20 protein-coding genes and 1 riboswitch are annotated in these 24,277 nt (G+C 54.4%); of the genes, 11 read left to right on the top strand and 9 right to left on the bottom strand.

The genetic code is table 11. The features are described 5' to 3' along the window. Window positions 1-188: 188 nt before the first annotated feature. The 4 genes from LA756_RS10610 to LA756_RS10595 are packed head-to-tail and all read right to left on the bottom strand — an operon-like array spanning window position 189 to window position 3,432. Window positions 189-947: a phosphate ABC transporter ATP-binding protein gene (locus LA756_RS10610; protein WP_224439853.1), complete on the bottom strand. Its 759-nt coding sequence runs from the start codon at window positions 945-947 to the stop codon at window positions 189-191. Further along, window positions 944-1,798: a phosphate ABC transporter permease PstA gene (pstA, locus tag LA756_RS10605; protein ID WP_224439852.1), complete on the bottom strand. Its 855-nt coding sequence runs from the start codon at window positions 1,796-1,798 to the stop codon at window positions 944-946. Before pstA ends, LA756_RS10610 begins: the two co-directional genes overlap by 4 nt. Beyond that, window positions 1,791-2,642, bottom strand: a complete 852-nt coding sequence (pstC, locus tag LA756_RS10600) for a phosphate ABC transporter permease subunit PstC (protein WP_224439851.1) — start codon at window positions 2,640-2,642, stop codon at window positions 1,791-1,793. The genes pstA and pstC overlap by 8 nt, the downstream gene beginning before the upstream one ends. Further along, complete coding sequence (locus LA756_RS10595; RefSeq protein ID WP_224439850.1) at window positions 2,623-3,432, bottom strand: phosphate ABC transporter substrate-binding protein; 810 nt, start codon at window positions 3,430-3,432, stop codon at window positions 2,623-2,625. Before LA756_RS10595 ends, pstC begins: the two co-directional genes overlap by 20 nt. A gap of 201 nt (window positions 3,433-3,633) precedes the next feature. On the opposite strand from LA756_RS10595, the gene LA756_RS10590 reads away from it, so the two are divergent. The 3 genes from LA756_RS10590 to LA756_RS10580 all read left to right on the top strand — a co-directional run bounded on the left by LA756_RS10590 (window position 3,634) and on the right by LA756_RS10580 (window position 7,655). After that, window positions 3,634-4,149 (top strand): DinB family protein, encoded by a 516-nt coding sequence (locus tag LA756_RS10590; RefSeq protein WP_224439849.1) that lies wholly within the window; start codon window positions 3,634-3,636, stop codon window positions 4,147-4,149. A 33-nt stretch (window positions 4,150-4,182) separates the two neighbouring features. Then, window positions 4,183-4,779 carry a hypothetical protein gene (locus LA756_RS10585; RefSeq protein ID WP_224439848.1) on the top strand — a complete coding sequence of 199 codons (597 nt, stop codon included), beginning with the start codon at window positions 4,183-4,185 and terminating at the stop codon, window positions 4,777-4,779. 374 nt (window positions 4,780-5,153) lie between these two features. After that, window positions 5,154-7,655: a LamG domain-containing protein gene (locus tag LA756_RS10580; protein ID WP_224439847.1), complete on the top strand. Its 2,502-nt coding sequence runs from the start codon at window positions 5,154-5,156 to the stop codon at window positions 7,653-7,655. 27 nt (window positions 7,656-7,682) lie between these two features. Here the strand turns inward: LA756_RS10580 and LA756_RS10575 are convergent, their stop codons facing one another. Continuing rightward, window positions 7,683-8,627, bottom strand: a complete 945-nt coding sequence (locus LA756_RS10575) for a TIGR01777 family oxidoreductase (RefSeq protein ID WP_224439846.1) — start codon at window positions 8,625-8,627, stop codon at window positions 7,683-7,685. 74 nt (window positions 8,628-8,701) lie between these two features. Between LA756_RS10575 and LA756_RS10570 the strand changes: the two genes are divergently transcribed. Further along, window positions 8,702-9,481: an MBL fold metallo-hydrolase gene (locus LA756_RS10570; RefSeq protein ID WP_224439845.1), complete on the top strand. Its 780-nt coding sequence runs from the start codon at window positions 8,702-8,704 to the stop codon at window positions 9,479-9,481. Here LA756_RS10570 and LA756_RS10565 read toward each other — a convergent pair. Then, a complete protein-coding gene (locus tag LA756_RS10565) occupies window positions 9,472-10,827 on the bottom strand; it encodes a sugar porter family MFS transporter (protein WP_224439844.1) in 1,356 nt (451 codons plus the stop codon). The genes LA756_RS10570 and LA756_RS10565 overlap by 10 nt on opposite strands. Before the next feature lie 231 nt (window positions 10,828-11,058). On the opposite strand from LA756_RS10565, the gene LA756_RS10560 reads away from it, so the two are divergent. The 4 genes from LA756_RS10560 to LA756_RS10545 all read left to right on the top strand — a co-directional run bounded on the left by LA756_RS10560 (window position 11,059) and on the right by LA756_RS10545 (window position 15,394). Continuing rightward, window positions 11,059-12,384, top strand: a complete 1,326-nt coding sequence (locus LA756_RS10560) for a UDP-glucose/GDP-mannose dehydrogenase family protein (RefSeq protein ID WP_224439843.1) — start codon at window positions 11,059-11,061, stop codon at window positions 12,382-12,384. 41 nt (window positions 12,385-12,425) lie between these two features. Next, complete coding sequence (locus LA756_RS10555; RefSeq protein ID WP_224439842.1) at window positions 12,426-13,394, top strand: UDP-glucuronic acid decarboxylase family protein; 969 nt, start codon at window positions 12,426-12,428, stop codon at window positions 13,392-13,394. A 68-nt stretch (window positions 13,395-13,462) separates the two neighbouring features. Beyond that, window positions 13,463-13,527, top strand: a riboswitch (guanidine-III (ykkC-III) riboswitch). A 40-nt stretch (window positions 13,528-13,567) separates the two neighbouring features. Beyond that, window positions 13,568-13,891 (top strand): quaternary ammonium compound efflux SMR transporter SugE, encoded by a 324-nt coding sequence (gene sugE / locus LA756_RS10550; protein WP_224439841.1) that lies wholly within the window; start codon window positions 13,568-13,570, stop codon window positions 13,889-13,891. A gap of 111 nt (window positions 13,892-14,002) precedes the next feature. Beyond that, the gene (locus LA756_RS10545) at window positions 14,003-15,394 is read left to right on the top strand and encodes an alkaline phosphatase PhoX (protein ID WP_224439840.1); all 1,392 of its coding nucleotides are present in this window, start codon (window positions 14,003-14,005) and stop codon (window positions 15,392-15,394) included. On the opposite strand, the gene LA756_RS10540 is transcribed toward LA756_RS10545, so the two are convergent. Continuing rightward, the gene (locus LA756_RS10540) at window positions 15,391-16,185 is read right to left on the bottom strand and encodes a hypothetical protein (RefSeq protein WP_224439839.1); all 795 of its coding nucleotides are present in this window, start codon (window positions 16,183-16,185) and stop codon (window positions 15,391-15,393) included. The genes LA756_RS10545 and LA756_RS10540 overlap by 4 nt on opposite strands. A 106-nt stretch (window positions 16,186-16,291) precedes the next feature. Then, a complete protein-coding gene (locus LA756_RS10535; protein WP_224439838.1) occupies window positions 16,292-17,119 on the bottom strand; it encodes a hypothetical protein in 828 nt (275 codons plus the stop codon). Window positions 17,120-17,312: 193 nt separating this feature from the next. On the opposite strand from LA756_RS10535, the gene LA756_RS10530 reads away from it, so the two are divergent. Further along, window positions 17,313-18,914 carry a glycine--tRNA ligase gene (locus tag LA756_RS10530; RefSeq protein WP_224439837.1) on the top strand — a complete coding sequence of 534 codons (1,602 nt, stop codon included), beginning with the start codon at window positions 17,313-17,315 and terminating at the stop codon, window positions 18,912-18,914. A gap of 81 nt (window positions 18,915-18,995) precedes the next feature. Here the strand turns inward: LA756_RS10530 and LA756_RS10525 are convergent, their stop codons facing one another. Next, a complete protein-coding gene (locus tag LA756_RS10525; protein ID WP_224439836.1) occupies window positions 18,996-21,236 on the bottom strand; it encodes a diguanylate cyclase in 2,241 nt (746 codons plus the stop codon). A gap of 268 nt (window positions 21,237-21,504) precedes the next feature. Between LA756_RS10525 and LA756_RS10520 the strand changes: the two genes are divergently transcribed. Both LA756_RS10520 and LA756_RS10515 read left to right on the top strand, forming a co-directional pair. Further along, entirely contained in the window at window positions 21,505-22,365 is an 861-nt protein-coding gene (locus LA756_RS10520) for a fumarylacetoacetate hydrolase family protein (protein WP_224439835.1), read from the top strand. Window positions 22,366-22,574: 209 nt separating this feature from the next. After that, complete coding sequence (locus LA756_RS10515) at window positions 22,575-24,245, top strand: hypothetical protein (protein WP_224439834.1); 1,671 nt, start codon at window positions 22,575-22,577, stop codon at window positions 24,243-24,245. Window positions 24,246-24,277 lie beyond the last annotated feature (32 nt).

Genomic DNA, 24,277 nt, shown 5'->3' with positions numbered 1-24,277 from the left:
CGAGAGAACGAGCAACCTGGGAAAAGCTGTTGAGAACGCCAAAAAGCGTGTGGCGTCTCGGTCCAGGTGACCGCTATTATCGAATCGATTGAACTTGAACGGCCGTCTCCAGCCGCTAAGTCTCACACCTTGTTCGGAACTATCATATCCCAACATGCCCGGCAAGGATAGGCGGGTTCCCGCGAGCGTTACCCCTGAATCCCACTTAAATAGGCCGCCGCGGTCCGATTATCCGGCCCCGCAAACACCTTTTCGGCGGTGCCAAACTCGATCATCTGACCCGCCCCGTCGCACACCCAAAAGACCGCCACGTCGTCCGCAATTCGACGTGCCTGGGCCAGGTTATGGGTCACAATCAGCACCGTATAACGCCGACGAAGGCCTTCGATCAGCTGTTCCACTTTGGCCGAGGCAATCGGGTCGAGCGCACTGCATGGCTCGTCCATCAAGAGCGTTTCTGGCTGCAAAGCCAATGCTCGTGCCAAGCAGAGCCGCTGTTGTTGGCCGCCGGAAAGCTGCAGGGCAGGGCGATCAAGCCGATCCTTGACTTCGTCCCACAAACCGACATCGGCTAAGACTTCCTCCATTATCCGGTCCAGCTCTGACTTGCGTCGCTCGCCATGTTCTCTCAGGGCTAGCTGAATGTTCTGTCGGACGGAAAGGGGGAACGGGTTCGGTTTTTGGAAGATCATTCCCACGCGACGCCGCAGCTGCGAAGGATCGACGTCCGCGCTGTAAATGTCCTGGTCGTCGATCATCACACGTCCGCTGACCGACGCGCCATCGATCCAGTCGGTCATACGGTTGAGTACCGCCAGGAAGCTGCTTTTGCCGCAGCCAGATGGCCCAACGATCGCGGTGACATGTCCTTGCGGAACCGCCAACGTCACGTCACGTACAGCGGTGATGTTTCGGTAATGTACGCTCAAAGCTTCGGTGCGAATCATCGTGAGGAAAGTCCTTTCCCATCTGGCGTGGCCAAACGGATCAAGCCGACGGCGGTCGCATTGATCACCAACAGCAAACCAACGAGCACCAGCGCGGTGGCGTAAGCCGCATAGTCTCCGCCTGGGACGTTCATCGCGACTTCGTACACATGCACGCTCAGCGAACGGCCTGAGTCCATCACCGACGTCGGCATCCGCGTGACGGTTCCCGCGGTGAAGATCAACGCGGCCGTTTCAGCAAGCGCCCGGCCGATTCCTAAAACCACGCCTGCCGCCATGGCCGGCGCCGCCGCGGGAAGCAAGATCCGAAACAGGGTCGTCGAGCGACTTAAACCGACGGCGGCGGCCCCTAGTCGATATTCGTGCGGTACCGCTCGTAAGGCTTCTTCACTGACTCGCGTCACAATTGGCAGCAGCATGCAAGCAAGCGTTAGCCCACCACTTAAAATCGAATACTCCATTCCCAACAGCACGCAGAAAAATGCGTTGCCGAACAAGCCAAACACAATCGACGGCACCGCAGCCAGCGCGTCGAGACTGACTCGAATCCAACGCCCGGCCGTCGAGTTGGTGCGAGTATGTTCGACCAGCCAAATTGCCGCGGCCAACGAAAGCGGCACCGCGACGACGAATGCGACCCCCAAGATCGCCAGCGTCGAAACGATCAGCGGCGCGATGCCTCCTTGCTTGCCGGAGGCTTCGACTTCGCCGGTCAGAAATTCCCACGATAAATGCGACCAGCCCCGCCAGGCGATATCGATCAAAATCCAAGCCAACACCGCGACAATCAGCAGTGCGATGCCGCCAAGCAGAATGCCTGCGAGTTGTTCTTTGCTGCGCGCGTTAAGCATCGTGCCTCCTTCGCAGCCATTCCACGCCAAGCACAATGACGCCGACCGCAGCCATCAGCAGCAAACCACTGACGAACAGTACCGAACGATGATCGGCCGAAGCGTAGGCCATTTCACTGGCGATGTTCGCGGTGAGTGTGCGTACCGGACCCGTCAACGAAGTTGGCATTGCCACCACGTTGCCCGCCACCATCAATACGGCCATCGTTTCGCCTAATGCGCGTGCGGTGGCCAGCATCACGCCAGCCCCGATTCCGCGACGAGCCGATGGCATGGCGACACCTTTGGCAATCGCCCAGCGGCCAAGCCCTAGCGCGGCGGCTCCTTGAAGTTGTTCCGGCGGAACGGCGGCTAACGCAACTTCAGCCGTTAGGGCAACCGTGGGCAAAATCATCAACGCCAACACTGTTGTTGCTGTCAGAAGTCCCTGTCCGGTTCCGCCGAGCTGAGCCATGATCGGGACCAAAACGACCAACCCCCACAACCCATACACGACCGAAGGAATACCAGCGAGCAGTTGTACCAGGCGTCGATACCACGCGGAAAGCATCGCCGGGGCGTAAAACTGGCTGAAGATCGCCGACCCAATTCCCAGGGGCGCGGCGATCGCCACAGCCCCCGCCGTAGTCAGCAGCGTTGCGGTGAGCATCGGTAGAAAATTGAACCGGTCCGACGAAGGGTACCAACCATCGTCGGTAACAAAACGGGTGAGACCAATTCGAGATAACGCCGGCCATGCTTCCTGTAGCAAAAAGGTCAGCACCAACAAAACGACCGAGCCGGCAACAAACGCGGCGGCCGATGTCGTGAAGCTGAGCCACCGATCAGCGAGCGGACGGGACAAAATAATTCTCCCTGATCAGGTCGTGCACCTCTTCGGACTGAGCGAATTTCAGAAAATCAGCCGCCACAGGAGTCAGCTCGCCTTGGGTGATCAGCAGCAGCGGACGACTCATGGGGAACGAACCGGAGGCGACCGTTTCCGTAGTCGCTTCGATGCCCTCCAGCGGAAGCAGCTTGATCGGCACGCCTGCTTCGATGTTGGCTTCGGCCGTTCCGATCGAAACGTAACCGATCGATCCGCGGGCGCCGGCAACCGTTTTGATGCCTTGTTCGTTGTGCCCCACAATCACGTCAGGTTGAATGCTGGGATTTTCGATTTGGAAGTGGTTGAGAAACACTTCCAGTGTCGCACGTCCTTCCGCTTTATGCACGACTTGAATCGGAAGATTCTCGCCCCCCAGTTCCTGCCAGTTATTCACTTCATTGCGATAGATTTGAAGAATCTGTGCCTGCGTCAGTTCGCCGACACCGTTCTCGGCATGGACAATCATCCCCACGCCATCGCTGGCCAGCGCATGCGCGGTCAGGTCGTCTTCATCCGGTTTCAAGTTGCGGCTTGCCATCCCAATGCCAGCGATCCCTTGCCGTACGTCGGCAATGCCCTTGCCGGTGCCGCCGGTCTGAACATCGATTTGCACCCCAGGATGGGCCGCTTCGTACCGCTTGGCAATTTCAGAAACAAGCGGGGCCACAGTGCTGGAACCGGTGATTGTCAGTTTCTCGGTCGAAGAGGATCGCCCACATCCAATCGCAACGACAGCCGTCAACAGCACGACGCTAATTCGAGACATACGGCATCTCTCTTTCGGTGGGAATGGGGGCAGGGCTTCATAAAACCTTCATGGATGACATTCAAAAGCTTATAAGAATGTCGTGGCCGTATCAATGCCTTCGCCGTTGCGGAATACCGATTCATGGGCGAGCGTTCACAAAGGTGTTACGATGCGCTACGCGAGCACATCTCGCTGTTTGTTTCGTCTCGGAGAAAAGTCATGGCTGACTTGTTGAACCAACTGCTTGTCCATCAATACGAAGCCGCCCTAAGTACGCTGCGTCACTGCGTGACCGAGTGCCCCGAGGCGGCCTGGCAAAAACCAGTGGCGAACATGACGTTCGATCAAGTCGCGTTTCATACGTTGTTCTTCACCGACGTTTATCTTTGTTTGCACCCCGATCAACTCAAGCAGCAGCCGTATCATCAGCAGAACGAAACGCTGTTTCGCGACTACGAAGAGATGGAGCCTCGCGTTCAGATACAGCATTATGAAAAAGAAGCGATCCTCCATTATCTCGACTTTTGCCATGCCAAAGTGAACGAGACGTTGATCAACGAATCGGCCGACGATCTAGCTGCGGCGTGCCAGTTTCCGCGGAAGAGTTTTAGCCGAGCCGAACTTCACGTTTACAACGTGCGTCATATTCAGCACCACGCCGCGCAGCTGATATTGTGGCTTCGGCTAGATCATCAGATTGATACGCCCTGGTTCAGCAGCGGTTGGCGCGACTAGCGACGCCTTCATTTTTTATCCAAGGAACAAGCGATGACCGCACAAATCAACGATGTGTTTCAATACCAAGGAGACTCTTACTGCATCGCAGGCATCAGCGAAGGCGAACTGTTCGATCCATCGGTCTTGGAACTGAAGCCAGTCGGAACATGCTCTGCCTGTTGGCGAGGGTACTTGGCCGATTTCGGTGTCGTCGATCAGCACGTAGCACTGATCAATCTGCACACCCAACTGTGTAGCGATGACGAAGAGATGCGACCGATTCAGGGACCAGTGATCAATGGCATCTCGCCGAAGCCGAAAGACGACGAGGATGACTGGTTCAACAATCACTATCTGGACATCAACTTTCATCTCGAATACTCGGGCGGTCTTTTGATCGCCGACCGTTTCATTGAGGAACTGTACGTCCACATGGGTTTTCATCCCGCATGGAAATACGAAACGGTTCACGAGTTGATCTTCGCCAATGGTGTGCTGACCGCAGCTCATAATCGGAGCGAGCAGATGGCCGAGATTCGAGATCGCTTTTTGAGTGACGATTTGCCGACGCGTGAACCGACCTCGCGAGACATCCACAAGTTCGTGGAAGATGCATTCGACCGCAGCTATCCGATGGGGCGCTTTTAACGGCAGCCGGCCACCGAATGAGTGGCGGATTGGGGGGAAACGCCCGGCAGGAACGAGTTACGTTGGATGGCGTCTGAGCGATGCGCGCATTTTAACGAAGTATTGTCCAAGTGTCGAGAAAGTTTACGCGACCTCTGCGCGAGGTATGCCAGTTATCGAAGCCCAAATTGCGACTGAGAAGGCGCGATTTCAACGCAGCAAAGGGAACGCTTGGAAAGTCTGTTACAATACGAAGTGTGTCTGGTCGTACCGATTGTAGTGATTTGAAATACGCTGGGACTGACCTATCTTTGAAGACCTGATATTGTGAATTGGTCTCTCAGTAAGGCGTCCTGATGGCTCGGCTGGCATGGCTTAAAAGGCTTGTTTTTTCGGTGGTTTTCGCACTCGTGGCGATTTCCGCGGCGAAAACGCATGCCCAGACAGTGTTGCTGGTGACTTCTCAGAACGGCAGCTTGACCAGCGAAGAGTCGGCCCGACGCAGTTCGTTTCAGTCGTGGGGCTACACCGTGACAACCGTTTGGGCCGGGTCATCCCAACTTGAAATCGACAACGCCGTCGCCTCCGCCGTCGTGGCTTACATTCCCGAGGACGTCGTCAGTGGCGACCTCAACACAAAGCTACGCCTGGCACCGATCGGGGTGATCAACGAAGAGAACCTGTTAGATGACGATCTCGGCTTTTCCGACGCCGTAGGATCGGAGCGATCCGGGACACAGATTTACCTGACGCAATTCAATTCCACGCTGACAATCGTCTCGTCCTCGCAGCCACTTTCGCAGATGAACGGCACGTTAGCCCCAGGGTTAACGGTGATGGCCAGGACGACAAACACCGGGCCTGTGACCGTTGGTACGATTGAAAAAGGCGCGGCACTAGCCAATACGATCAATGGTAACTCGGCCGCCGCTGGTCGACGCGTGCGGATGCCATTCGGCGGTAACAATTTTGTCTGGGCTTCACTCAATAGCAACGGCCTGGCGGTGGTTCAGGAAGCACTCAACTGGGCTCGTCAATCGATGGAACAGTTGGAATTGCATTGGCGACTGGACGATGGTTCCGGAGCGAATGTGGCTGATGCGTCCGGAAATTATCGGCATGGCGCCTTTCAAACCGGAACACCACAATGGACGACTGGACCACGGGACGGGGCGATTGATTTTAGCGGTTCCAACGACATCCGCTCCAACGCCCATTACGATCCGCCTGCGCGAGGAACGGTCGCATTTTGGATGAAGCGTGACGACGCTTTGGCGGGGATCGAACGCCTGTTGGGAACGGGAGAAGACTGGGAAGTAGCACTGTTGGCCGATGGACGGCTCGCATTCGATTTGGGGATTGGCGGCACCGTCAGTGGGTTCGTCACTGACATTACGTTGGTCGAGCGAGATCGCTGGTACCACGTGGTCGGCGTGTACGATTCGGTCGACGATACCTATGCGATTTACCTCGATGGCGAACTGCACAAAGCTGGTAGCTACGGCTTGGTGGATCAGTCGGCCAATTACCTTTCAGTTGGTTCACGAACCGGCTTAAGCACCGAGCGATACAACGGCACAATTGATGACCTGCGAATTTACAACTACGAGTTAGACGCGGAAGAAGTCGCCGAGCTGCATGGGTTGATCGGGCACTGGAAATTCGACGAAGCGACAGGAACCATCGCTGCCGATAGCACGGCTTTCGGCAACAACGCAACACTGAACGGTGCAACATGGACGACCGATTGCGTAGGCAATGTGGCGGTTGCATTCGACGGGGCGAATGACTTCGCGGCGACCGATGCCACGTTCACGCCTCCTGCGGAAGGGACCATCGCATTTTGGTTTCAAAGCACAGCTCCGGCCAATGCCCATCAACGATTGTGGGGCGTTGGCGGCGACTTCGAGATGCGACAGGCAACCGACGGAACACTTTTTTGCGACGTGACCGTCGAAGGCCATGCGGCTGGCTTTGCCACGAATGAGCCGTTGGTCGAAGCGAAGTGGTACCACATCGTGGCGACCTATGACACCGAAGACGAAACCTATGCGATTTACTTGAATGGCGAACTGCACCGAAGTGGAACGTCATCAGTCGATATGACTCCGCAAACCGCGGCCACGCTATCCTTCGGTACCCGAACAGGTTCAACCGAATATTGGCAAGGCTCCATGCGGGACTTTCGGATCTACAATCGCAAGATTTTGACGCCAGAGATCTTGGAGTTATCCGGCGTTTTGGCTCACTATCGTTTGGATGAATTGAACGGCTCGGTCGCATTGGATTCATCGCTTGCCCAGTTGCATGGAACCTACTACGGAGCCCCAAGTTTAGGTGCCAGCGGGCCGAACTCGGATGAGCTAGGAACCGCGATCGAACTGGATGGGACGACGCAGTATGTTTCCAGCGAACGAAGCTTGCTGAGCAACTTGACGCAGTTCACATTGGCCGGTTGGGTTCGGTTGGACTCGTTGACCAACAATCGATCATTCTTCGGACAGAACGACGTGGTCGAGTTTGGCTTGAATCAGACATCCAACCGCATTCACTTTTGGACATCAAACGGTGGCTTTGTCAACGTAGACGGCGAACTCAACACTGGCCGTTGGACCCACATCGCTGCCGTTGGAGATGGGACTTCGTTGTACGTTTACGTCAACGGCGAACTGGTCGGTGTCGGGGGCACTTCGATCGGAGGTGGAACCTACGGAAGCAGCGGCTACGCGTTCAAGATCGGCGAAGGGGTCTACAATTCTTCGGGAGATTACTTGGACGGACGCGTCGATGATGTCCGCATTTTCAGCCGAGCCCTGTGTGCCAGTGAAATTCAAGAGCTCGCCGATGGCTACCAGGTGAATGGGATTCGCATCATTCGCTGGACCGAAGTACAGTAGGCGGTCGACGACCCATTCGGCAAAGCATCAGCCCTGAAAAAGATCTTGCAATGCTGGACCGATTTCAGCGAATGTAAATTCAAAGCCTTCCGCAGCAAGTCGCTCGGAACAGACGTAACGACCATACAGTGCAAGATCGGGATCGGTGCGAAGAAAGAGCGGGGCACCAATTCGGACCATCCACGAAAACGCCGGCAGCCCAATAGGATTGCCAATCGCTGTGCGTAAAGCCTTCATGAACGTGGCCTGCGATACGGGGTTGGGTGACGAGGCGATATAAACGCCGTGCATCGAATCGTTCGTAATGGCACGCTGAAACAGCCGATTCATGTCGGCTTCGTGAATCCAACTGAAGCCTTGTTTACCGCTTCCGATACGGCCTCCAAGTCCGATGCGTGTGAGCAAGGCAAGCCGATCCAACGCGCCTCCGCCGCATCCGCGATTTCGACCGACGACGAAACTGGTACGGAGAATCATGCCTCGCTGGGAAGAAAGTTTCGCATCATCGAACTCTGCTTCCCACGCTTGTCCTACCGTCGGTGCGAGACCCAGTCCGTAGGCCGACGATTCCGTGCACAGCTGAGTCAGCGGATCTCCATAGATATGAGCTGTGCTCATTTGAACCCAAACCGGAGGTGGCAAATCAAGCGACCGCATGGCTTGCCCCAGGACGCGTGTCGATTCGATCCGGGATCGAAGGATTTCATCCTGGTTCGCAACCGTTTTAATGCAGTCGACGCTGCGGCCAGCGAGATTGACCAAGGCGGTACAGCCTTCAAGGCATTCGCTCCAATCGCCGAGCGTTCGCCCGTCCCAGGCAAAATGCCGCCATGGAGCACTTGCTTTAGGAGGGCTTCGCGAGAGGATGTCGACTTGCCAGCCACGTTTCAAAAGATGATCGGCAAGCGAAACGCCGAGAAAACCACTGCCCCCGGCGATAACAACCCGTGGGACCGATGTTGTTGAGGTCACGTAACGTTTATCCTGTGCGTCATGGTGTGTTTCGCGTCGCCAACCGCAGAAAGTCGACTTAGGCAACACGTTAATTGCTCGACGCATCTGCGTTAAGACAGATACCCGCGAACGATCCGTTTCTGCAAGTAACTCATTCGATGGCAATTATCCATCCCGGCATTCTGGAAGTGCGAGCTCCGGCACTGAATTTTTTCGTCCTGCGAGACGAGCGGGGGCTGTATATCGTCGATGGGGGTTTTATCGGTGGTATTCGCTTGTTACAGAAAACGTTGCGATTACATGGTTGGCAGCGAGAACCGATTTGCGGCATCATTGTTACGCATGGACATCTCGATCATATTTTGAATGTCCGCTATCTGGCAGAAACGCATCAGGCCTGGATCGCCGCGCCAAAGCTGGATGCGGATCATTACGCTGGTCGACCGAAATACCGTGGGCAGTCGCGCGTTACCGGTTGGCTGGAAGCGATCGGACGCGTGGCACTCGCGTATCGCAAGTTTACTCCAGACCATTGGCTGAAAGATGGAGATCAACTGAATATCTTTTCAGGGATGAAGGTCGTTCATTTGCCAGGCCACACGGCAGGGCATGTCGGTTTTTGGATTGAAGAAGCCCGCCTGCTTTTGACATGCGATTTGTTTGTTAGCTACACCGGATCCGCGCGGCTTCCGCTCGATATTTTCAATGCGGACTCGGATCAGAACCTACGCAGTATCGGCAAAGCTCTTGCGCTAAAGCCTGACGGAGTGCTGCCGAATCATGGCAGTCACGCTTCGCCTCAAGAGCATCTTCGGCGAATGACTGAACTATACCAACGCCATCGACACCGCATTGAAGCGGATCATTCGTGAATGCCGAGTTTGCGTTCAATTTCCTCCAGCGGAACGCCTTTCGTTTCTGGCATTAGGAATATGCCCCACAGCAGTTGAAGGACCATCATGCCGCAAAAGATTGCGAACACGGCCGAGGTGGGAAGGGTGGTGACCATGGTCGGAAACACTAGGGTCAGTGCCGCGGCGAAGAACCAATGCGTAAAGCTGCCGAGGGCCTGACCGCCAGCTCGATAGCGATTGGGGAAGATCTCTGAAATGAAGACCCAGATGACGGCTCCTTGCCCAACGGCGTGGGCGGCAATGAATGCAAAGATGCAGGGCGGCACGATCCCGACGTTTCCACTGTAGTAACCCCACGAGCACATACCCAAAGAAAGGATATAGCCAACTGAACCAATCAGGATGAGTGTTCGTCGACCGAGACGATCGATCAACGCTAAACCAATAAACGTAAAAATTAAGTTGGTCACTCCGATACCGACGGAAGTCAGCAGGGCCGTTTCTTTTTCGAGCCCGGTTAGCTCGAAGATGCGTGGGGCGAAGAAAAGAACCGCGTTGATGCCTGACATTTGATTGAAGAAGGCGATCAGAAATGCCAGCACGATCGGCACACGAAGTTTCGCTTGCAGGAGATTGCCGGACGCGGACGTTTGTTGGGCCGCAATTTCGATTTCGTCCGCTACCGCTTCAACTTCGCCCGGCGAATTGTCAGGCATGATTTGACGCAAGATCTTGATCCCTTCTTCCCGTTCTCCTTTGCGAGCAATTAGCCAGCGAGGACTTTCCGGTAGGAAGAAACAGGAAATCGAATAGATCAGTGCGGGAACAGCCTCGACACCTAACATCCATCGCCAGGCGTTGTTGGCTTCTTCCGCTGAGCCAGGCGAGGAGAACCATTGAGCGATCAAGGCATTCGACAGAAACGCGATGAGAATGCCAAAGACAATATTGAACTGAAACATCCCGGCCAGCTTGCCGCGATTGTTCGGAGGTGAGATCTCTGAAATATAGAGAGGCGATGTGACCGTCGAAATACCGACACCGAGTCCCCCAATCCAACGAGCCAACATGAACGAATAGGGATCGTTCGCCAACGCTGACCAGACCGCCGAAACGAGGTACAGAATCCCGATGGAAACGAGCGTTTTCTGGCGTCCGAAATGGTCGGTCGGCCAAAAACCGACCATCGAGCCGATAACGGTTCCCCACAGGGCGGCGCTTAATGCCAGGCCATGCTGGAATTCGCTGAGGTCCCACAGGTCTTGAATGGTTTTTTCGGCGCCAGAAATAACGACGGTATCAAACCCAAAAAGAAATCCAGCCAGTGAAGCAGTGATCGACCAAAAGACGACTCGTTGAAGCATAATCGGGGCTCAGTAGATCGAATGAAGAAAAGCATCGTGGGGGCGGTGTAAAAGCATTTTGGCAAGATTCCCCTACACTCTAACAGGTTAAGAACACGTTTTCTGCCTCCTACCGGCAGGAATTGAAGGGGAGGCCCTGTCTCAGGAAACTAGTTCACCTGTTATCCTTGACGAACTGCGGTAAACTATTCCGATTACCGTTTCAGTCGATTTCACGCAGGATTGAGTTAGATGAAGCTAGCAGTCATTGGGACAGGCTACGTTGGCCTTGTGACGGGGACTTGTTTCTCCGACTTGGGAAATGATGTTACGTGCATCGATGTCAACGAAGCCAAAGTCGAAGGCCTGAAAAAGGGGATCATCCCGATCTACGAGCCTGGGCTTTCGGAATTGGTCCTGCGAAATCATGAAGAAGGCCGGCTGAACTTTACGACCAATGCGGCGGATGTTATCCCCGAAGCGGACGTAGTTTATATCGCTGTCGGGACGCCGCAGTCCGATAGCGGCGCCGCCGATCTTTCTGCTGTTTGGAAAGTCGTCGAAGGAATCGCCCCACTGCTTCGCGAAGATGCGGTAGTCGTCGTCAAAAGTACCGTGCCGGTCGGAACCAACGGCAAAGTCTTCGATATGCTGAAGAAGCTGTGCGGCCGCGAAATGAACGTCGCAAGCAATCCTGAGTTTTTGAAAGAAGGCTCGGCGATCTCGGACTTCATGTATCCTGATCGCGTCGTGTGCGGTGTACGAAACAAAGCTGCCGAAGAAATCCTGCAAACACTGCATGCCCCGCTTGTCAGAACCGGAAAGCCCATTCTGTTCATGAGCCCCGAGAGTTCGGAACTGACCAAGTATGCCGCGAATGCTCTGTTGGCGACAAAGATCAGCTTCATCAACGAGATCGCCAATCTCAGCGAAAAAGTAGGTGCCGACATCAATGATGTACGCATCGGTATGGGGCACGATCAGCGCATCGGTTTTCAGTTCCTGTTTCCCGGCTTGGGATATGGAGGAAGCTGCTTTCCAAAAGATGTGCGAGCTCTGGCGTCGTTGGCAGAAACACTTGAACTGCAGCCCAAGATCATGCGAGCTGTGGATGAGGTCAACGTTTATCAGCGGGCTTCGCTGGTTCGGAAGATCGATACCTATTTTCAAGGCGACGTCGCTGGTAAGACGTTTGCCGTTTGGGGCTTGGCATTCAAGCCGAAGACCGACGATATCCGCGAAGCTCCTTCGCTGGAACTGTTGAACTATTTGGTTGAAAAAGGGGCGAAGATTCGCGTTCACGACCCTGAAGCGATGGAAAATGTGCAAGAGTTGTATGGCGACAAGATCCAGAAGTATTGCAAGAGCGAGATGGAAGCGGTCGAAGGGGCTGACTGTCTGGCAATCAATACAGAGTGGAACGAATACCGCACGCCTGACTTCAAGAAACTGAAAGCGAAGATGAATTCGCCGCTAGTGTTCGACGGTCGCAATTTGTTCGATCTGGCCGCCATGGAAAAAAATGGCTTCACGTACTATTCCGTAGGCCGACGTTCGGTGGATTCTTCTAAGTCGTAATTAGCCGTCTGTTGCATCGCCAAGAGAGTGACCTGATTTTTATGTCTCAGATCAAACGTATTTTGGTGGCTGGCGGCGCTGGCTTTCTCGGCTCGCGGATTTGCGAGCAGCTCGTTGAGCAAGGGCACGACGTCATCTGCGTCGATAACTTCTTTACGAGCCAAAAGTCGAACATCACCCACTTGCTTGCCAAGCCAAACTTCGAGGTGATTCGTCACGATATCATTCACCCGCTGTGGCTCGAAGTGGATGAAATCTACAACATGGCGTGCCCCGCAGCGCCTGGGCACTATCAGTTCAATCCGATCAAGACGATGAAAACGTCGGTGATGGGATCGATCAACTTGCTGGGCATGGCCAAGCGTTGTCGCGCGAAATATTTGTTTGCTTCGACGAGCGAGATCTATGGTGACCCGGAAGTTCACCCTCAGCCAGAAACCTATCGGGGAAGTGTCAACACGCTTGGCATTCGGGCATGCTACGACGAAGGGAAGCGTGCCGCGGAAACGCTTTGCATGGACTATCACCGAATGAACGGTGTTCAGGTTCGCATAGTGCGAATCTTCAATACGTACGGACCTCGTATGCATCCGTACGATGGCCGAGTGATTTCCAATTTCATCCGCCAGGCATTCACCGGCGATCCGATTACTATTTACGGCAACGGCGCCCAGACGCGGTCGTTCTGTTATCGCGACGACCTGATCGACGGCATTATTAAGTTGATGGCATCCGATCAAGTCGGCCCAATCAACATCGGGAATCCCAAAGAGTTCTCGATCAAGCAGCTCGCGGAATTGGTTGTCCAGCTGACTGGATCGAAGTCGGAGGTGATTTATACCGATCTGCCGGCTGACGATCCGAGACAACGCCAGCCCGACATTACGTTGGCTCGGAAGCATCTCGGATGGGAACCGTACACCGAATTGGAAGATGGACTTAAGAAGACCATTGATTGGTTCAAGACGATCGATCTGTCGCAGTACCGACCTCCGACGCCTAACTTCTAAGTCTTGGAAAGCCGTGAAGTACGGTAAGCCGACCTTGCGATTTTGTGGCGGATGAATAACATTCTATTGCTTGGCCAATTCATTTGGCCCCGGACGAGACGCGCCGTACCCGGTCAGGATAAGACGACGCACGAAGTATTTCATTTCGTGATGTCGATCTTAGGAGCTTGAAAATGGCTTGGTGGATTCTCTTTGCGGCCGGTCTCTTGGAAATTGTTTGGGCAATCGGTCTGAAATATACCGAAGGTTTTACCCGCTTCTGGCCCAGCTGTATCACTGCTGCTGCACTTGTCGGCAGTATGTATCTGTTGTCCGTTGCCGTTCGGGACTTGCCGATCGGAACGGCTTATGCAGTTTGGGTTGGAATTGGCGCAGCAGGAACTGCCATTTTGGGCATGACCATTCTGAACGAGCCTGTTTCCCTCGCTCGGCTATTCTTCGTAGCCCTGTTGGGTGTTGCCATTATTGGGCTGAAACTAAGCGTTCCAACCACGTGATACCGCAGTGTCTGTTAAGAATTGATGAAGCAACTTGCCAGGCTGCCTAGGTCTTAGGTACTTTTGCCTGATTGCAACTTCATTTCCTAGCGATCACCAAAGCAAACAGCCATGGCCGAGACGAAATCGCGACGCGAGTTTTTGAGCGATACCTTTTCTGTAGCAGGAGCTTTTGCCGTTGGCAGTGCCTTGTCGACGTTTGGCGAAAGGACTGCTCTCGGTGAAATGGCAAAGCAGTCGTTGCCATTAATCCCCGTTCGTGACGAAGCGACCGGGCTTCCTTTGCTGCGGCTCCCGGAAGGCTTTCGCTATATGTCCTACGGCTGGACCGGCGATGAAATGGCTGACGGTCAACCGACGCCGCCAGCTCATGACGGCATGGGGGTCGTGGGGAAAAAGGGGAATCAACTCCTTCTCACTCGTAACCATGAAATGAGCACGATTGGGCCAGCATTTCACTTTAAAGAAGGCAGTCCCTTTGATCCGTCGGCCACCGGGGGCTGCACTCAGGTGGTCTTCGATACCCGACGAGAGCAGTTCGTTAGTAGCTACGGTGCTATCTCTGGCACGGTGCGCAACTGTGCCGGCGGTGTGACACCGTGGGCGAGCTGGCTGACGTGCGAGGAAACGCTCAACGGTCCAGAGGATGGCAACGATCTGGCTCGCTACGAAAAGAACCACGGCTGGGTTTTTGAAGTGCCTGCCGATGGCACCGCTACGGCGGAGCCGATCAAAGACATGGGACGCTTTGTACACGAGGCGGTTGCCGTTGATCGAAAGACTGGATACGTCTATCTGACGGAAGACCAAAGTCACGCTGGTTTCTATCGTTTCCGCCCGCATCAGCCAGGCAAGCTCGCTGCCGGTGGGATTTTGGAGATCGCCGAAGTGGTGGGCCAAGAAGATCTGCAAGGTGGATTTCCTGATGGCTCGACGTTCCCCGTTCGTTGGCATCGGATTGCAAATCCAGCGTTGGAACGAACCAGCCCTGATTCCAAAGTTGAATCGGTCTTCGATCAAGGTAAGAAGCTCGGCGGCTCGACGTTTACTCGCTTGGAAGGCTGCTGGTACGGTAACGATCTGATCTACTTTGATGCCACCGACGGTGGTGCTGCCAAGGCCGGTCAGATCTGGCAATTCGATCCACAAAAGCAGACGGTAACGCTGCTCTACGAATCGCGCAGCAAGCGTATTCTCAACATGCCCGATAATCTATGCGTCAGCCCGTTGGGCGGATTGATTCTGTGCGAAGACAACGACTACGCCGGAGAAGATCCTCTTCCGCAGCGTATGTTGGCTTTGACGAAGGATGGCCGCTTGAGCAACTTCGCTGAGAATAACATTGTTCTCAATGGCGAACACAACGGCATCAAGGGTTCGTACGTCGACAAAGAGTGGGCTGGTTCTACGTTCAGCCCTGATGGTAAGTGGCTGTTTGCAAACATTCAAACGCCTGGGGTTACCTTTGCGATCACCGGCCCTTGGGACGACTTTTTGGTCTAGTCGCTCGTCGGCAAATCCTCGATGTCGCTAGCAAGCTGTTCCGCTTGCTGTTTGCGATGGCGCGTCGTGAACACGCGCCAAGGATTGTTGTCGCCAGGCAAGATGCAGAACTCCAGCGGTCCTTCCTTGGTTTGACAAGCCAGACGAACGACGGGAGTCCATGGTGATTGCAGCTTGATCTGCTGAACGTCACATGCCAACAGCGAGTTGCGCGGAATGCGGTATCGCCGCTTGTCGCACTCGAGCACAACTTCGCTTTTCTGCTTGTCCAGTTCTAGCAGGCCAATATCGATGATTTCAGCTTCGCTCGAGCCAAGCTGAAACGATGCCATCGGAAGTGGTTGTGTTGTCGTTAACGTGACGTAGCGACTGCGGTGAGCTTCAGACGAAAGCCATGGTTCCGGTCGACTGCGGACCTGACGCCGCATCAGGTATTCCCACCATTGATCTTCGCAGAACGCATTGATCAGAAACAACAACGTGAACAGAACGATGATTCCAATTCCGAGAATAGCCAGCGACGCATTGCCGCCCAGGTTCAGCCACGCAGGCACATACGCTACGACAAAATAGAACGGCACCACAATCGCCAGTCGAATAAATAGATTGGCGACCCCCATTAAAAAGCGTATTCCCAGCGTACGAACTTTGCCGTCATGTTCAGCAGGGAGATCTTCGATCGTCGCCACAGCCGTCGCGGTAAGCGGATAGGTTTGCTCCGCCGTAGGTGTCGTCGTGCTAGCGATATCGGCTTGGGGTGGCGCAAACGGATTAGAGTGGTCGGTGCTCATGGCGGCTGGATGACTTCAGATTCAGGACGTCACGTTACGGTATTATCGCAGATAACCGCACCGCATGGGGATCGGAATCAGGTTTCTCGAGAAAAGTCAGGACTTCTTAACCAGGTGGAGCGGAGTCGGAATGATTCTCGCTGTGAACCTGCTCGCACCAAGTAATGATCTTTCGGCATAAGTCTTCGGCACCCGCAGGTGTCGGTCCGCAGTTCCGCAAGAGCCTGGTCAGGCGGCTTCTTCGTTGATTGGGGAGATAAGCGACACGCAGGACTAGTGATTTTTGGCCGGACGGAGTAATAAACGAAATGCCAATCATCGGCACGTACTTTAAACCACGGCGAAAGTCGACACGTTGGCAAGCAGCAATCGCCGAGATCGGAATGTGATAACTGATATGCGATGTTTCTAACACCAATTCGGTCGGGCAGGCATACAGATTGCCCGCATCGACTGCCGTCTTGGCGGTAGGCCAAGTGCTGCGACCGGTGAAATGTTCGATCACGCAAAAGTAGGGATCCGAATCCCGTACGTTATTGGGGAGTTGGCGGGCGTCGAGCGATTGGCGGAGTTGCTTGTAGAGTTCACAGTTGTAGGTCTGCGGCTGCCCCCAAAGCGAAAGAACATGAATCACCACGGCAAAGAAACTGCCTAAAGTAACCGTCGATAAGCTTAGTGCTGTGCCGAAGAAAAACAGCGATACAAAGTAAATCAGAAACAAACTACTTGCCGCAGCGATAGCAGCAGTCAACGTTGATTTGAGTATGGCCCAAGCGACGGCCGCTCGAAACGAAAGCGACGGAGCAGCTTCTCGAACGTCGGCTTCCGTCGTGGGAGTGAATGAATACTCAAACAGTTCCGTAATTGGCGATTCTTCCAACTCGGCAGAAGTTGGGGCAGGGGATTCAAACGGATTGACGCGGTCTGACGGCATATTGCCTCGATGAAGAACCTTTTCGGTGGGGGATTGTCCAGATTCTAGGGCAAAGCAGGTCACCGTACGAGCGAATCCAGTGGTTTCGACCCACGTAGACGCCTGCGGGCTCCCTGAGGTACACTAAGTCGTTTACAGCTTAACGACTTACGCCAATCATTCACTCTTAATTAGCAGTATCGACGCCATGGAAATGGAAAAGCTCGTCTCGTTGTGCAAGCGGCGAGGTTTCATGTTTCAGTCTTCCGAAATCTATGGAGGTATCAATGGGTTTTGGGATTACGGCCCCTTAGGCGTCGAACTGAAACGCAACATTAAGGATGCCTGGTGGCGAGATATGGTCACCGGCCACGATGATTTGGCGAAACTGCCAGGGGCACCGAGCGCCTACGAAATGACTGGGCTCGACTGCACGATCATCATGCACCCTCAAGTCTGGAAGTGCAGCGGGCACTATGACTTGTTCCACGACTACATGGTCGACTGCCGCGAGTCGAAAAAGCGTTACCGTCACGACCAAATCCAAGGTCGCTGGGTCGAAGCCAAGGGCAAGAAAATCTTTGCCACGGCCGGAAGCGATTCCGAATCGCCAGAAGCGGACATCGAACGCCAGGCTCTGAAATTCTTCGGAATGCGATCGAAGAACGCCGACGAACTGAAGTGGGATGGCCCTCTCGCTTCGTTAACTACCGTCGATAGCTTCGAAGAAGTACTCGGCCCGGATGCTAAATCGCTTGGTTCGCTGACCGAACCGCGAGAGTTCAACTTGATGTTCAAGACAACTATCGGTGCCCTGGGTGGCGACGCCGATGCTGCGTTCTTGCGTCCGGAAACGGCTCAAGGGATTTTCGTGAACTTCAAGAACGTCGTCGACAGCAGCCGAGTTCGCGTACCATTCGGGATTGCCCAGGTCGGTAAGAGCTTCCGAAACGAGATCACGCCACGAAACTTTACGTTCCGTTCGCGTGAGTTCGAGCAAATGGAAATCGAATTCTTCTGCCATCCCGATTCGTCGCAAGATTGGTATCAATATTGGCGCGAACGTCGCTTCCAGTGGTATCAAGACATGGGCTTGGACAAGGGAAAACTGATTCTGCGAGAGCATGACCCGGAAGAGTTGGCTCACTATTCCATCGGTACTGCCGATATCGAATACGCGTTTCCATTCCTACCTGAAGGGGAATATGGCGAGCTGGAAGGGATCGCCCATCGTGGCGACTTTGACCTTCGCAGTCACATGGAAGGCAAGCTCGATCCGAGCACCAATCCGATGACGGTCGAACTGAATGAACATGGTAAGCCGAAGCATCGCGGTAGTGGCAAGGACTTGTCGTATCGCGACGACATCTCCGGCGAGCGTTTCGTACCACACGTGGTCGAACCTTCTGCAGGTGCCGATCGTGCGACATTGGCGTTTCTGTGCGAAGCGTTCACTGAGGACGAGGCTCCGGACGACAAGGGCAAGATGCAGACTCGTACAGTGATGAAGCTTCATCCGCGAATTGCTCCGATCAAAGCGGCGATCTTCCCATTGGTGAAGAAGGATGGCATGCCAGAAATGGCACAAGACATCTACCGCTCGCTGAAGAAAGACTGGAATGTCTTCTACGACGAGAAGGGGGCCGTTGGTCGTCGTTATCGTCGACAGGACGAAGCAGGAACGCCATTCTGCATTACCGTCGATGGCGACAGCATGCAGGACCAGACGGTGACGATCCGCCATCGCGATACGCTTGAACAATGGCGTGTCAAAGCGGATGACCTGGGTACCGAACTAAAGAAGCTGATCGGCTAACGCAAGTTATTCAACGTAAACGAAAAGAGCCACGCTGTGTGTTTTCATAGCGTGGCTCTTGGCTTTTACCCGCTTGGGCAATTATCGCGATTCTCCTTTCGCGGATGGTCCCCAGAGACGGTTCCACCACGAAGGTTTTGTTTCTTCTGCCGCTACCGTCGTGTCGACAAATTCATAGGCGACCATGTACGACTGTAGACTCATCAACAGATGTCGCGCTCTTTCGATGGCATCCCGTTTACGGCGGTCACGGTTGCGACGCGGAGCGATAGAGATCTGTACTTTGGTGTGCTGCCCACCATTCTCTCCGGTGATGGGGCTGAACTTCAAGTCGATGATCAGCGGGACCGCACGATCGGCAACGCGTCGTTGAAGGGGTAGCGACTCGCCATCGATCATCACTTTGATCGAGTCGTCGCTAACGCTCACCACCTCCGCGCGATGATCCGCCACAAAGCCGCGAATTTTTTCAGCTGCGAGATTCAACGGTACTTTGGTTTTCATGGCCCGTTTGACGAGAATCTCTGGTTCTTTCGGCGCGAACAGGCGACTAAACCAACTTCGACGGTCACCCACGGCAGGTTCTTTGAGGCCGCCACCGATTTGCGTCACGATATTGCGGCCCATTTCCTTCGATTGAAGGAGAGCACGGTCGGCTCGATTGAGCATCGAGTCGGCCGTATCGCCTCGCTGCAGTTCGGTGACGCCGAAGCTTGCCGTCATGCTCTTGCCACCAAGAGCCGATTGCGGCTTGGCAGCAAGAACGCTGCGAATTTTCTCGGCTAAAGAGGCGGCATCTTCGCTCTTACAATTCGGGCAAAGGATTACAAACTCCTCGCCGCCATACCGAGCACATAGGTCCGCTGTACGAGCATGTTCTTGCAATAAGCTGGCGAACGAAATTAACGCTTCATCGCCTGCTTGATGGCCGTAGGTGTCGTTGATCTTCTTGAAGAAGTCGATATCGCAGATGATCAGGCTGCAAGCTCGACCGGCGGTGGTATGCCGCTGAACCATGTCGACCAGACCTCGGTCCATTTCTGCGCGATTGACGAGGCCAGTCAGTGGATCGCGTGTCGCTTTGTAGTGAAGCGATTGGATTTGCTCTTCCAGCGATTCGACACTAGATGTGTCGTGCATTTGAATCGTGACGCCCAGCTTCGTACCATCTTCTCCAATTACGGGAACAATATGAGCGGTTACCGTCACAAATTTTCCGGCCGCATTGCGGATCGACAGCCGATGCATGCCTTGGGTGCCGGCCGCAATTCCCATTCGAACAGGGTCCGATTCGGGCGTAATTTTTCGGCCTTGTTGATCGGCCAGACCGATCATTTCGCCTGACCATTGATGCCCTTCGACGGCGGCTCGGGTCAAACCTGTCAGCCGCTCTGCCGCTTGATTCCAGCCCAGGATCTGCAGATTGATATCCAGATAGATCACTGCGTCATGTATGTGGCGGACAAGACTGTCATGAAATGGCGTCTGCCGGCGATACTTAGAAGGATTCGCTCCTTGTTGATTCGCTTTCCAATGTTTGTTGACTTGCTCTGGGGAGAGGACTTGCAGCCATTGCCGCGTCGTGCGAGCCTCCGCTGGTAGCGGCCGCGATTGGAGTTCGCAGAAATGGCTTACCAATTCAGGGTCGAATTGCGTTCCGGCGAAGGATCGTAATTCTGCCAGTGCACGATCTTTGGATCTTGCTCGGCGAAAGATCTGATCGACAGTCATCGAGTCGAATGCATCAGCGATCGCCAGCATGCGGGCCTCTAAGGGGATCTCTTCCCCTTTAAGTTCAAAGCTTCCTTTGGTGCCGTCATACCAGGCCGCGTTGTAGCGAATGATGTCTAGGATTTCTTCGCCATCGCAGCATGCCGAAAGGATTTCGAGCCCAATGTCTTGGCCACGATCCATCACTGTTTGCTCTTCTTCAGCCAGCTTGCCTGGGCATGCCAGAACATAATCTGGGACGCCAATCTTGCCGACATCGTGCAGCAATGCGGCGACTTCAAGTTGATCACGTTGGAATGCTTCTAGATCGAGCGTTGCGGCCCAACGTGAGCAGAGCTTAGCCACACGCAGCGAATGCGAAGCGGTCGGGAAATGCTTGGCTTGCAGCGAGTAAAACAAACCTGACGCGATTCCGAGACTGACTTGAATCAGTTGGTTATCTGTCTCGTCGATCTGATCAAACTGATCTTCCAACGGTTCATCGGCCCACGCCAATAGGTTCGAGATGGCGTGAATCGAGTCTTCCGCTGGATTGCCAGTTACGTTTTCAGGCTGATAAGAACCAGTATTGGAGTGTGGGTCCATGGTCATTGACTGCTGCTGCCCGCTATTTACCGCGCTAGGGGATAGAGAATGTTAGCGCTGAAAGGTACGTCGGAATCCGTAGCCCAGCAAATGACGACTATGCTTCGATTTAAATTTCGAAGAAAAGAATTCGTCCAGGCGAAAAATGTGGGACAAGTGCTTTGATTTCGGTGCGTTGTCCGCTGCCGGTTTTTGGGATAAGTTGGATCGTGCAAATTAATGGCATTCTGCGGATTGTTCCGGCATAGCATCTTATGGAAAGGCTTCGAGCGAAATGCGACTGATCAGTTACCAAAGTGAAACCGGACCGCGTACCGCTGTTGCTAATGGCGACGGATATGTTGATTTGCATCGAGCGGATTCATTGCTTCCAACCCAAATGAAGCACTTGCTGCCGATGCTATCAACCCATCGTGAGGCAATTGAAGAAGTTGCTAAGACTGGCAAGACATTAGAGGCAGCGAAGGTTCGTTTACTGCCTCCCGTGGTAGAGCCGCAAAAGATCCTATGCATCGGTTTGAACTACGCAGATCACGCTGCCGAGACGGGAGCCACGGTTGGAGATGAACCAGTCGTCTTCAACAAGTTTCCGACATGCCTGCGTGCCGACGGCCAGCCAATTGAGCTGCCAGCGGTTAGTCAGGAGGTCGACTACGAAGCGGAGTTGGTCGTTGTCATCGGACGTACCGGTAGGAATATCTCTGAGGCTGATGCAATGAGTCATGTTGCCGGCTACGCGGTCGGGCACGACGTTTCGGCTCGTGACTGGCAAAAGGGGAAGCCTGGCAAGCAGTGGCTGCTTGGCAAGTCGTTTGATAGCTTTGCCCCACTCGGCCCAGAACTGGTAACGGCGGATGAGATCGATGATCCGCATGATCTGCGCATTCAGTGCCGTCTTAATGGCGAAACGATGCAAGATTCTTCGACGAGTCAGCTGATCTTCCGAATCGACTTTCTCGTGTCCTATCTATCGAAAATCTGCACGTTGATGCCTGGCGACTTGATTTATACCGGAACACCCCCAGGCGTTGGGATGGCCCGAAAGCCGCCTGTTTTCATGAAGCCAGGGGACACCGTGGAAATCGAAATTGAAGGACTTGGTGTTCTGACCAATCCCGTCATTGCAGGCAAGTAGTCCGCGGGAGAAACGGTTGCTAGCCGTGCCAGCAAATTGACGCGACTTTGCGCGTTCTTCGTGCTGCGATATCGGCTAGCATTGTCTCCCTAAAAACGTATCCATCAATCATTCAGAACGCCCCGATCGATTGCCGAAATCAGTTTGTGTACGGATGATTAAATGCCACAGGGACGTGGTCATTTCTTTCACCAGGGATGGTATTGAGAATGCAATTCAGGCGGAACGGCCTGCGCGACGAACGTCGACGCCGGGCCTTGATGGATGATCGCGCCAGCGATTCAGGCAAGCAAGCTGTGTCGAGCCCTTCGGCCGATCCAGTATGTCAATCGAAGCGTACCTATTCCAAGACAGCCGTGGACGAGCGAAGGATTCGCGTTGTCGACGTCGTCCCAGTCTACGTTCTGCACGTCTCTCTCATTTATGTCGCAATCATAGCGACGGTCAGCCTACTGCTCGCATTGCATCACTACGGCGCGAACATCGTCCGCTGGGCCGATTTGTCTCGCGTTGATAGCTTAGGGACCTATCTGTCAGCCGGTTCGTTGTTTGCCGGAGCGATGCTGGCATTTCTGACTTATCGCATTCGTCGCCACCGACTGGATGACTACCGTGGCCGCTATCGTTGCTGGCTTTGGTTTGCGGGGCTACTGCTGTTTGCCAGTCTCGACTGCATGCTCAACTTTCGCACAGATGTCGCTCGTGGTCTGGAGGCAATCACACGCGTTCGCCTGCTGGGTCAGACCGATGGCTGGTGGGTCGTCGTTTGGAGCGTCGCTTACGGTGCGATGGCTCTGCGGGCATTGATCGAAGCAAGAGAAAGCATCGGCACCATCCTCGTCGGTATGCTGAGTGCCGTGTTAGTGTTCATCGGAATGGCACTGCAACTTGACCTGATCATGGTTCCCACATCTTTACCAACCGAGTTGGCTTTCCATGCCGCCCAACTGACAGGCACCGGACTGCTGCTGGCGACGCTCATACAATACACCCGTTATGTTTGGCTCGATGCCCAAGGGCTCGTTTCACGTCGAGCGACCGTCGTTTCTGAAACCGAGACAGAATCGGAGGCAGCGGCGAAAACGACTACCCGCCGAACGAAACGCACCACGAAGAAGGCCAGCACAAAACCTGAAAACGATGAGCCGTCCGAAGAGGAAGCGGTTGAAACAAAGCGTGGTTGGTTCTCGTTCGGGCGCAAGAAGGTCGCCGACGAGTCGACCGACGCGGAAGTAGATTCCGAAAAGCCAGCTGCGAAGCCTTCGAGAACATCCAAGAAAGCAGCGGAAGCTGACGGCGAGGAGGCATCTCCAGCCAAACGATCGTGGTTCTCCTTTGGTAAAAAGAAGGATGGCGAAACTGAGGAAGAGATCGCCCAACCAGCCGCTAAGGCAACGCGCAGCGTAAAAACGAGTGCCGAAGAGGAAGTGGAAGAAACGCAACCTAAACGGTCTTGGTTCTCGTTCGGCCGAAAGAAAGCGGACGACGATGCCGCCGAAGCCGAGAAGCCAGTTGCGAAGAAGCCAAAAATTGCGGCCGAAACGACTGACGAAGCAGATCTGGAAGAAAAGCAACCGCGAAAGTCTTGGTTCTCGTGGGGGAAAAAGTCTGCTGAGGAAGCTCCGCCGGAAGACGAAGCCGCAGCAGAAGAATCTCGCACGACGATGACGCCTCGGGTCAAAACACGTCCGAAGCCACAGCCAGCGGCGTCGAATCAGCCTCCGACGATCACGGGTAAGTACTCGCAAGAGAGCGAATTTGCGAGTGCCGAATCGCCAGAGGATGAAGAAATTCTGCGTCTGGAATCGAAGCCAGAGCATGAGCTGAGCAAAGCCGAACGTCGTCGGCTGAAGAAGCTGAAACGTCGGGCCGCAGCCTAATTAAGCGACGCCCCTTTGACGGGCTTTGCCGC

Origin of the sequence: Bremerella sp. TYQ1, from assembly GCF_020150455.1 — a bacterium.
Taxonomy (GTDB): domain Bacteria; phylum Planctomycetota; class Planctomycetia; order Pirellulales; family Pirellulaceae; genus Bremerella; species Bremerella volcania_A.
This window is presented reverse-complemented; position numbering and strand designations above follow the sequence as displayed.